Source organism: Phenylobacterium sp. (genome assembly GCF_046590535.1).
GTDB lineage: Bacteria > Pseudomonadota > Alphaproteobacteria > Caulobacterales > Caulobacteraceae > Phenylobacterium.
This window is the reverse complement of sequence record NZ_JBKJTG010000123.1, coordinates 1-9603: the sequence shown is the minus strand read 5'-3', so window position 1 is coordinate 9603 and position 9603 is coordinate 1. Positions and strand designations below refer to the sequence as shown.

Here is a 9603-nt window from a genome sequence, read left to right as displayed (position 1 = left end):
TTGAACTTCTGACCATCGCCGACGCGGTGGCCCGCGAGAAGTCGATCGACAAGCAGATCGTCATCGAGGCGATCGAGGAGGCGATCCAGAAGGGCGCGCGCGCCCGCTACGGCGCCGAGCACGACATCCGGGTGAAGATCGACCCGAAGACCGGCGAAACCATCGTCAAGCGCTACGTGACCGTGGTCGCCGACGACGCCACCTTCGGGCCGCCGGAAGGCGCCGAGGTCGCCGAGGGCGAGGAGGAGGTTCCCGTCGAGGAGCCCGCCGGCATCATCCGCCTGGCCGACGCCAAGCGCACCGACAAGGAGGCTGTCGTCGGCAAGACCTACGAAGAGGTTCTGCCGCCCTTCGAGTTCGGCCGGGTGCAGACCCAGATGGCCCGCCAGGTGGTGACAGGTAAGGTCCGCGAGGCGGAGCGCGAGCGCCAGTACGAGGAATTCAAGGACCGGGTGGGCGAGGTCGTCAACGGCGTGGTCAAGCGCGTCGAATACGGCAACGTCGTCGTCGACCTGGGCCGTGGCGAAGGCATCATGCGCCGCGACCAGGCGATCCCGCGTGAGAACTTCAACATCGGCGACCGGGCCCGCTGCTACATCTACGACGTCCGGCGCGAGACCAAGGGCCCGCAGATCCTGCTGTCCCGCGCGCACGGCGGCTTCATGGCCAAGCTGTTCGCCCAGGAGGTGCCGGAGGTCTACGACTCGGTGATCGAGATCCGCGCCGTGGCCCGCGACCCGGGCAGCCGCGCCAAGATGGCGGTGGTCTCCAACGATAGTTCGATCGATCCGGTCGGCGCCTGCGTCGGCATGCGCGGTTCGCGCGTGCAGGCGGTGGTGGCCGAACTGCAGGGCGAGAAGATCGACATCATCCAGTGGAGCCAGGACGAGGCCACGTTCATCGTCAACGCCCTGGCTCCCGCCGAGGTGTCGAAGGTGGTGATGGACGAGGAAGACGAGCGGGTCGAAGTCGTCGCCCCAGACGAGCAACTGTCCCTGGCGATTGGTCGCCGGGGCCAGAACGTCCGTCTTGCCAGTCAGCTGACCGGTTGGCAGATCGACATCATGACCGAGAGCCAGGAGAGCGAGCGCCGCCAGCGCGAGTTCTCCGAGCGCACCACCTTGTTCCAGGAAGCCCTGGACGTTGACGAGGTGATCGCCCAGCTACTGGTCACCGAAGGCTTCGCCACCGTCGAGGACGTGGCCTACGTCGACACGTCCGAGATTGCCGCCATCGAGGGCTTCGACGAGGACACCGGCGAGGAAATCCAGGCTCGCGCCCGCGACTATCTTGAGCGCGAAGCGGCCGAGCTGGACGGCAAGCGCCGCGAGCTGGGCGTCGAGGACGGCGTCCTGGAGATCGATGGCGTCACCCTGCCCATGGCCGTGGCCCTGGGCGAAGGTGGCATCAAGACGGTGGAGGACTTTGCCGGCCTGGTGCCCGACGACCTGCGCGGCTGGTTCGAGACCAAGGGCGGCGAGCGGGTCCGTGAGGCCGGCGTGCTGGAGAGCTTCGCCCTGGAGCCGCAGGACGCCGAGGACCTGATCATGCGCGCCCGGGTGGCCATGGGTTGGGTCGAGGCCCCGCCGGAGCCGGAGCCGGAGCCGGAGCCGGAGCCGGAACCCGAGCCCCTGGAGGACAGCGAAGTGTTCGCCCAGGCCGAGGCGGAGGGCGAGGCGCGCGACGCCTGAGCCCTACCCTGATGAGCGCGCCCGCCACCCTGGCCGAAGCCGAGCGCGAGCGGCGCGACATCGTCTCGGGCGAGGTGATGGAGGAAGCGCGCCTGATCCGCTTCGTGGCGGGTCCCGAGGGGCTGGTGGTCCCCGACCTGGCGCGCAAGCTGCCGGGCCGCGGGCTCTGGGTGGTGGCCGACCGCGCCTCGGTGGATCAAGCGGCGAAGAAGGGCCTGTTCGCCCGCGCCGCCAAGGCCAAGCTTGCCGCGCCCGCCGACCTGTCCGGCCAGGTGGAGACGCTGCTGAAGAGGCGGCTGCTTTCAGGCCTCGGCCTTGCACGCAGGGCCGGCGACCTTACTTCGGGATTCGAAAAGGCCGCCTCCGCGATCTCGTCGGGCAAGGCCGCTTGGCTGGTCGAGGCGTCCGACGGCGCCGCGGACGGCCGCCGCAAGATGTGGGCCGTGGCCCGCAAACAACCCCGCAGGCCCGGGCTTTTCGGCGTCTTCAGCGCCGAGGAATTGGGTTTGGCCTTGGGGCTGGAGAATGTGATACACACCGCCTTCCTTGCGGGGCGAGCCGCCGGCCGTTGGACTGAAGACGCCCAGCGGCTATCGGGCTTTTGCCCGCTCTTTCCTGAGAGTTGGCGCGAGGAACCTTCGGTAAGCGGGACCTAAAGTCCCGCTTTCGCCATTTGATCGATCCGTTTGGCCGGGACCGCCCGGTCGGTAAGTAAAGCGAGCGCATGAGCGACGAGAACAACAACGGCCGCAACGCCGCCCCGGGCGGACGCCCGCCCCTGACCCTGAAGCCCCGTGGGGCCGGATCGGTCAGCGCCGGCACGGTGAAGCAGAGCTTCAGCCATGGCCGTTCCAAGACCGTGGTCGTCGAGACCAAGCGCGCCCGCACCCATACGGGCGTCGCCGGCAATCTTGCGGCCCCTTCGTCCGCCGAGAAGCGCGTATTCGACCCGCGCCCGACCGCCCCCGCGCCGCGCGCCGCCGGCGGCCAGGACGCATCAGGCCTGTCGGCCGAGGAACGCGCCGCCCGTCAGCGGGCCATCGAACTCGCCCGCCAGCAACAGGAAACCCAGGCCGCCGAGCGCCAGGCGCTGGTCGCCAGCGCCCCCCTGGCCGCCGCCCCGGCCGCAGCCGCTTCGGTGGCCGAGCCCGCGCCGGCTCCGACGCCCGCTCCCGTGGCCGCTGCTCCGGTCGCAGAGGCTCCGGCCGCCCCGGCCCCGCCCGCGACCGACCCGACCCCCGCTGCGCCCGTACAGGCCGCCGCGCCCGCGCCCCGCCCGCCCATCGACCGCACCCTGGGCGCCGGCCAGACCCGCACCTATCAACCCTCCCCGGAACGCCGCGACGACCGGGCCAGCACCACCACCTACCGGCCCGCCCCGCCGGCGGCGCGCTTCGAGAGCGCGACGTTCAACCAGCGCGCGCCGCGGCCCGACGCCCGTCCGGCCCGCGACGACCACGCGCCGGTGCGCCCCACCGGCGACCGTCCCCCGACACGCGACGACCGGGCCCGTCCCGGCGGCGACACCGTGCGGTTCTCGGCGCTCTCGCCGCGTCCGGCTCCGGGCGCCCCGCGCGGCCCCGCCGGCGCCAGAGGCGCGCCGCGCACCGGTCCCGACGCGCCCCCCGCCACCCCCGAAGTTCAGCGCGCCGCGCGCCAGGCCCCGCGCCCCGGCGCGGCCAGCCTCGACCGCCGGCCCGACGAGGACGACCGCCGTCGCGACGCGGCCCCGTCCAAGGCCATTTCCCGCGCCAAGGGCGCGCCGCAGCGCCGCGAAGGCCGCCTGACCATCCAGACCGTCGCCGGCGACGCCGACGGCGCGGAGCGTATGCGCTCGCTGGCCTCGGTCCGCAGGGCCCGTGAACGTGAACGCGAGAAGCGCAAGGGCGGTGGCCAGGAGCAGGTCCGCGCAGCCCGCGAAGTGATCATTCCCGACGTCATCACCGTGGGCGAGCTCGCCAACCGGATGGCGATCCGCGGCGTCGAGATCACCAAATTCCTGATGCGTCAGGGCGTGATGCTGAAGATCAACGACGTCATCGACAACGACACCGCCGAGCTGGTGGCCACCGAGTTCGGCCACACCGTACGCCGGGTGTCCGAAGCCGACGTCGAGAGCGGCTTCATCGGCGCCGAGGACGTGGACGACCACCTGCTGGCGCGTCCGTCGGTGGTGACCATCATGGGCCACGTGGACCACGGCAAGACCAGCCTGCTGGACGCGCTGCGCTCCACGGACGTGGTGTCCGGCGAGCACGGCGGCATCACCCAGCATATCGGCGCCTACCAGGTGCGCCTGGAGGATGGCCAGCGGGTCACCTTCCTGGACACCCCCGGCCATGCCGCCTTCTCCGCCATGCGGATGCGCGGCGCCAACGTCACCGACATCGTGGTCCTCGTGGTGGCCGCCGACGACGGCGTCATGCCGCAGACCATCGAGGCGATCAATCACGCCAAGGCGGCCGGCGCGCCGATCATCGTGGCGATCAACAAGATCGATAAGGACGGGGCCGATCCGACCCGGGTGATCAACGAGCTCCTGCAACACGAGATTGTCGTGGAAAGCCTGGGCGGCGACACCCAGGCCATCGAGGTCTCCGCCACCCAGAAGATGGGCCTCGACAACCTGCTGGAAGCCATCCTGCTGCAGGCCGAGGTGCTCGACCTGAAGGCCAACCCCGACCGCACCGCCGACGGCGTGGTGATCGAGGCTAAGCTGGACCGCGGCCGTGGCGCCGTCTCCACCGTGCTGGTCAAGCGCGGCACCCTGAAGCGCGGCGACATCGTGGTGGCCGGCGCCAACTTTGGCCGGGTCCGCGCGCTGCTCAACGAGCGCGAAGAACAGGTCAACGAAGCGGGCCCGTCCGTGCCCGTGGAAATCCTCGGCCTCGACGGCACCCCCGATCCGGGCGAGCCCTTCGCGGTGGTGGAAAACGAGGCCCGCGCCCGCGAGCTGACCGACTACCGCACGCGCCTGAAGCGCGAAAAGGCCGGCGCCCCGGTCCAGGGCGCGTCCCTGGCCGAGATGATGGCCAAGATCACCGACAAGAAGGTCTCCGAGCTGCCGCTGGTCATCAAGGCAGATGTGCAGGGCTCGACCGAGGCCATCGTCGGCTCGCTGGATAAGATTGGCACCGACGAGGTCCGTGCGCGGATCATCCTGTCGGGCGCCGGCGCGATCAGCGAGAGCGACGTGATGCTGGCCAAGGGCGCTGGCGCCGCAATCCTCGGCTTCAACGTCCGCGCCTCGAAGCAGGCCCGCGACCTGGCCGAGCGCGAAGGCGTCGAGATCCGCTACTACGCGATCATCTACGACCTGCTGGACGACATCAAAGGCGTGCTCTCGGGCATGCTGGCGCCCATCCAGCGCGAGACCTTCCTTGGCAACGCCGAGGTGCTGCAGGCCTTCGACATCTCCAAGGTCGGCCGTGTGGCTGGCTGCCGGGTCACCGAGGGTGTGGTCCGCAAGGGCGCCCGCGTCCGGATCATCCGCGCCGACGTCGTGGTGCTGGAACTGGGCACCCTGCAGACGCTCAAGCGCTTCAAGGACGAGGTCAACGAGGTCCAGTCCGGCCAGGAGTGCGGGATGGCTTTCGCGGGCTTCCAGGACATCAAGGCCGGCGACACCATCGAGTGCTTCACTCTCGAAGAGGTCAAGCGGACCCTCTAAAGTCTTGGTGCAGCCAGTTTCCGGGCTCAGCCGTTAAACCGGCCACACCCGCAGGAGCCTTCCGTGCGCAGCATCTTTCTGAGCCTGATGGCCTTCGCCCTGGCGTGCTGCGCCTCGGTGGAGAAGCTCGACGCCGCCAACGACGTCCACGCGCTCTTGATCTCGATCCGTGACAACGACCAGGCGGCGTTCGACGCTCATGTGGATCGCGCCGCGCTGAAGACCGAGATCGAGGCCCGCCTGGTCGCCGAAGCCGCCAAGGACAACCGGCTGGGCGGCCTGGCCTCGATCCTGGCGCCCGGCCTAGCCGAGTTCGCCGGCGAAGCCCTGGTGCAGCCTTCCGCCTTCCGCATGGTCGCCGAGCGCTACGGCTACACGCCCCAGACCAAGATCCCTGGTCGCGTGGTGATTTCCCAGGCGCTGAAGACCATGCCCGACGGCCGGGTCTGCGCCACCCGCCAGAAGGAAGGGCCTTGCCTGCTGATCTTCACCAAGGGCGCCGACGACCGCTGGCGGCTCTCAGGCTTCGAGGGCGACCTCGCCGAGCTACGCCTGAAGGGCTGAGGCTGGACTTCACCGGCCCGCGCGCCTAGAAGCGCGCCCTTTCCCTGGCGGCGGCGTCCGACCCGCGCCCCAGGCATGCCAAGGCCCACGCCGATGAAACGCCCCTTCCAGCCCACCCGGACCAACCAGGGTCCCACCCAACGGCAACTGCGCGCCGGCGAGCTGATGCGCCACGCCCTGGTGGAGATCATGCTTCACGAGGAGATCAGGGACCCGGTCATGGCCGGCGTCTCGGTGACCGTCACCGAGATCCGCATGAGCCCGGACCTGCGCCACGCCATGGTCTTCGTCGAACCCCTTGGCGGAGAGCATTCGCCGGAGGTGGTGGACGCCCTCAACCGCCACACCAAGTTCCTGCGCGGGCGCCTGGGCCAGTCCATCGACATGAAGTTCACCCCGGAGCTGAAGTTCATCCACGACCAGACCTTCGGCGCGGCGGAGAGGATGAGCCGCCTGTTCGACGATCCGCGGGTGCGCCAGGACCTGCAACCCCAGCCGCCCTCGGACGCCTGGAAAGACGAAGACTGATGGCCAGGCGCCGCAAGGGCGACCCGGTCTCCGGCTGGATCTGCCTGGACAAGCCTTACGACCTGACCTCGACGCACGCGGTCAGCCGGGTCCGGCGAATCTTCAACGCGCAGAAGGCCGGCCACGCGGGCACCCTTGACCCCCTGGCCACCGGCATCCTGCCGATCGCGCTCGGCGAGGCCACCAAGACGGTCCCGTTCCTGGTGGACGCCGACAAGGCCTATCGTTTCACCATCGCCTGGGGCCGCACCACCGCCACCCACGACCGCGAGGGCGAGACGCTGACTGCGTCCGACGTCCGCCCGACGCTGGCTCAGGTGGAGGCCGCCCTGCCCAGCTTCGTGGGCGAAATCATGCAGACACCACCGATCTTCTCGGCCATCAAGGTGGACGGGGAGCGGGCCTACGACCTGGCCCGCGCCGGACAGCCGGTGGAGCTGAAGGCCAGGCCCGTGACCATCCACTCGGCCCGGGTCGCCGACGCGCCCGACGCCGACCACATCACCCTGGAAATCGAGTGCGGCAAGGGCACATATGTCCGCGCCGTGGTCCGCGATTTGGCGGAAATGCTGGGGGCTTGCGGCCACGTGGCGGACCTGCGGCGCACCCGCGTGGGCGGCTTCACCGAGGCCTCCGCCGTGACGCTGGAAATGTTGGAGGATTTAGGGCATAAGGTCCGCCAGTCGGAGGCGCTGCTTCCGGTCGAGACCGCCCTGGACGACATCCCGGAGCTGGCCGTGACCGACGAAGACGCCTTCAGACTGAAGCAGGGACGGCCGATCGTTCTCGTTCCCCGACAGGTTGAAGCGGTGAAAGCCAGGCTCAAGCCGGGCTCCCGCATCGTTTCAGCCACATCGGGCGGATCAGTGGTCGCACTCTGCGAGATGCGCGCGGGCCGGCTCGAGCCCTCGCGGGTCTTCAATCTTTGAAAGAGCGGAGACAAACCCGATGTCGATTACGACCGAACGCAAGGCTGAAGTGATCAAGACCCATGGCCGCGGCGACGCGGACACGGGCAGCGCCGAAGTCCAGGTGGCGATCATGTCCGAACGGATTTCGAACCTCACAGAACACTTCAAGACCCACAAGAAGGACAACCACTCGCGCCGGGGCCTGCTCAAGCTGGTCTCCGCCCGCCGGTCGCTCCTGGATCACCTGAAGACGTCCGACGTGGACCGCTATCAGAAGCTGATCGAGATCCTCGGCCTGCGCCGCTAGTCCGATCACCAAGACCCTCCCCGGCCTTGCGCCGGGCGAGCCGTCTGACGTGCTTACCCACCGCTCCTCCGCAAACAGGCCGGAGGATTCATGCGGCCCCGGGACCCCAGTCGGGCCCCATCCGTACGCCGAGGGTTCAATTGAAATCCTCACCCCGCCTGTTCATTTGGAGAGGATTTCGGAAAGCCGATCCCTGTCCGTCCCCGCCGGCAATGCGGCCGCCGGGATAGAAAGAAACGACAAATGTTCAACATCAAGCGCAAGACCATCGAGTGGGGCGGCAAGACGCTGACCCTCGAAACCGGCCGCATGGCCCGCCAAGCCGACGGCGCGGTGCTGGCCACTTACGGCGAGACCATGGTGCTGGCCACCGCGGTGTTCGCCAAGGCCGCCAAGCCCGGTCAGGACTTCTTCCCCCTCACCGTCAACTACCAGGAGAAGTTCTACGCCGCCGGCAAGATCCCCGGCAGCTTCCCCCGCCGCGAAGGCGCGCCCTCGCAAAAGGAAACCCTCACCTCGCGCCTGATCGATCGCCCGATCCGGCCGCTGTTCGTGAAGGGCTTCAAGAACGAAGTCCAGGTGGTCTGCACCGTGCTGGCCCACGACCTGGAAAACGATCCTGACGTGGTGGCCCTGGTGGCCGCCTCGGCCGCCCTGGTGATCTCCGGCGCCCCGTTCATGGGCCCGATCGCCGGCGCCCGCGTGGGCTTCGTGGAGGGCGAGTACGTGCTCAACCCCACGATCGAAGAGATGAAGGACAGCCGGATGGACCTGGTGGTCGCCGGCACCCATGACGCGGTCATGATGGTCGAGTCCGAGATCCAGGAGATGACCGAGGACGAAGTGCTCAAGGGCGTGATGTTCGCCCACGCCGGCATGCAGCCCGTCATCGACGCGATCATCGAACTGGCCGAACACTCCGCCAAAGAGCCGTTCGACTTCCAGGCCGACGACACCGACGCCCTGAAGGCCGAAGTGAAGAAGTCCATCGGCAAGGACTTGACCGCCGCCTACAAGATCATGGGCAAGACTGAGCGCCACGCCGCGCTCACCGCGGCCAAGGAAAAGGCCGTCAAGACCTTCGCCAAGTCCGACCAGAACCCGGCCGGCATCGACGCGCTGAAGCTGATCGGCGTCTTCAAGGAACTTGAGGCCGACATCGTCCGCCGCTCGATCCTCGACACCGGCGTGCGCATCGACGGCCGCAAGGTCGACCAGGTCCGCCAGATCGTCTCGGAAGTGGGCGTGCTCTCCCGGGCGCACGGCTCGGCGCTGTTCACCCGCGGCGAGACCCAGGCCCTGGTCGTGGCCACCCTCGGAACCGGCGACGACGAGCAGCTCATGGATGCTCTCGACGGCAAGTACTATGAGAAGTTCATGCTGCACTACAATTTCCCCCCCTTCTCGGTGGGAGAAACGGGCCGCATGGGCGCGCCGGGGCGCCGCGAAGTCGGCCACGGCAAGCTTGCCTGGCGGGCGCTGCGTCCGATGCTGCCGTCGGTTGAGGAGTTCCCCTACACGATCCGCCTGGTCGCCGAGATCTTCGAGTCCAACGGCTCGTCCTCGATGGCCTCGGTCTGCGGCTCCTCGCTGGCCCTGATGGATGCGGGCGTGCCCCTGAAGAAGCCGGTGTCCGGCATCGCCATGGGCCTGATCCTGGAAAAGGACGGCTTCGCCGTTCTCTCAGACATCCTGGGTGACGAGGACCACCTCGGCGACATGGATTTCAAGGTCGCTGGCACCAAGGATGGCGTCACGACGCTGCAGATGGACATCAAGGTCGAGGGCATCACGCCCGAGATCATGAAGGTTGCGCTCGAGCAGGCGAAGGAAGGCCGGCTGCACATCCTCGGCACCGAAGATTATCTCTGCGACATGGATTTCAAGGTCGGTGGCACGAAGAAGGGCATCACGTCGATCCAGATGGACATC

The 9603-nt window shown here is 68.7% G+C and carries 8 protein-coding genes; all 8 read left to right on the top strand.

Features of this window, described 5'->3' with window-relative positions:
• Nucleotides 1–1691: transcription termination factor NusA (gene nusA / locus ACLL81_RS07450; RefSeq protein ID WP_411287715.1), on the top strand; the 1691-nt coding region annotated here is incomplete at its 5' end.
• A gap of 11 nt (nt 1692–1702) precedes the next feature.
• Nucleotides 1703–2347 (top strand): RNA-binding protein, encoded by a 645-nt coding sequence (locus ACLL81_RS07445; RefSeq protein WP_411287714.1) that lies wholly within the window; start codon nt 1703–1705, stop codon nt 2345–2347.
• A gap of 68 nt (nt 2348–2415) precedes the next feature.
• Nucleotides 2416–5361 carry a translation initiation factor IF-2 gene (gene infB / locus ACLL81_RS07440; RefSeq protein ID WP_411287713.1) on the top strand — a complete coding sequence of 982 codons (2946 nt, stop codon included), beginning with the start codon at nt 2416–2418 and terminating at the stop codon, nt 5359–5361.
• Nucleotides 5362–5424: 63 nt separating this feature from the next.
• A complete protein-coding gene (locus ACLL81_RS07435) occupies nt 5425–5925 on the top strand; it encodes a DUF2939 domain-containing protein (RefSeq protein WP_411287712.1) in 501 nt (166 codons plus the stop codon).
• A gap of 93 nt (nt 5926–6018) precedes the next feature.
• On the top strand, nt 6019–6453 hold the full coding sequence (rbfA, locus tag ACLL81_RS07430) for a 30S ribosome-binding factor RbfA (protein WP_411287711.1): 435 nt from the start codon (nt 6019–6021) through the stop codon (nt 6451–6453).
• The gene (gene truB, locus ACLL81_RS07425) at nt 6453–7382 is read left to right on the top strand and encodes a tRNA pseudouridine(55) synthase TruB (protein ID WP_411287710.1); all 930 of its coding nucleotides are present in this window, start codon (nt 6453–6455) and stop codon (nt 7380–7382) included. The genes rbfA and truB overlap by 1 nt, the downstream gene beginning before the upstream one ends.
• 19 nt (nt 7383–7401) lie before the next feature.
• The gene (rpsO, locus tag ACLL81_RS07420) at nt 7402–7671 is read left to right on the top strand and encodes a 30S ribosomal protein S15 (RefSeq protein WP_411287709.1); all 270 of its coding nucleotides are present in this window, start codon (nt 7402–7404) and stop codon (nt 7669–7671) included.
• Between the two features lie 243 nt (nt 7672–7914).
• Nucleotides 7915–9603 (top strand): polyribonucleotide nucleotidyltransferase (pnp, locus tag ACLL81_RS07415; RefSeq protein WP_411287708.1); only part of this gene is annotated, 1689 nt, incomplete at its 3' end.

Bases quoted from the DNA above. Each gene is read 5' to 3' on its own strand.
- ACLL81_RS07445 (WP_411287714.1), top strand. From the start codon at position 1,703: ATGAGCGCGCCCGCCACCCTGGCCGAAGCCGAGCGCGAGCGGCGCGAC.
- infB (WP_411287713.1), top strand. From the start codon at position 2,416: ATGAGCGACGAGAACAACAACGGCCGCAACGCCGCCCCGGGCGGACGC.
- rbfA (WP_411287711.1), top strand. From the start codon at position 6,019: ATGAAACGCCCCTTCCAGCCCACCCGGACCAACCAGGGTCCCACCCAA.
- truB (WP_411287710.1), top strand. From the start codon at position 6,453: ATGGCCAGGCGCCGCAAGGGCGACCCGGTCTCCGGCTGGATCTGCCTG.
- rpsO (WP_411287709.1), top strand. From the start codon at position 7,402: ATGTCGATTACGACCGAACGCAAGGCTGAAGTGATCAAGACCCATGGC.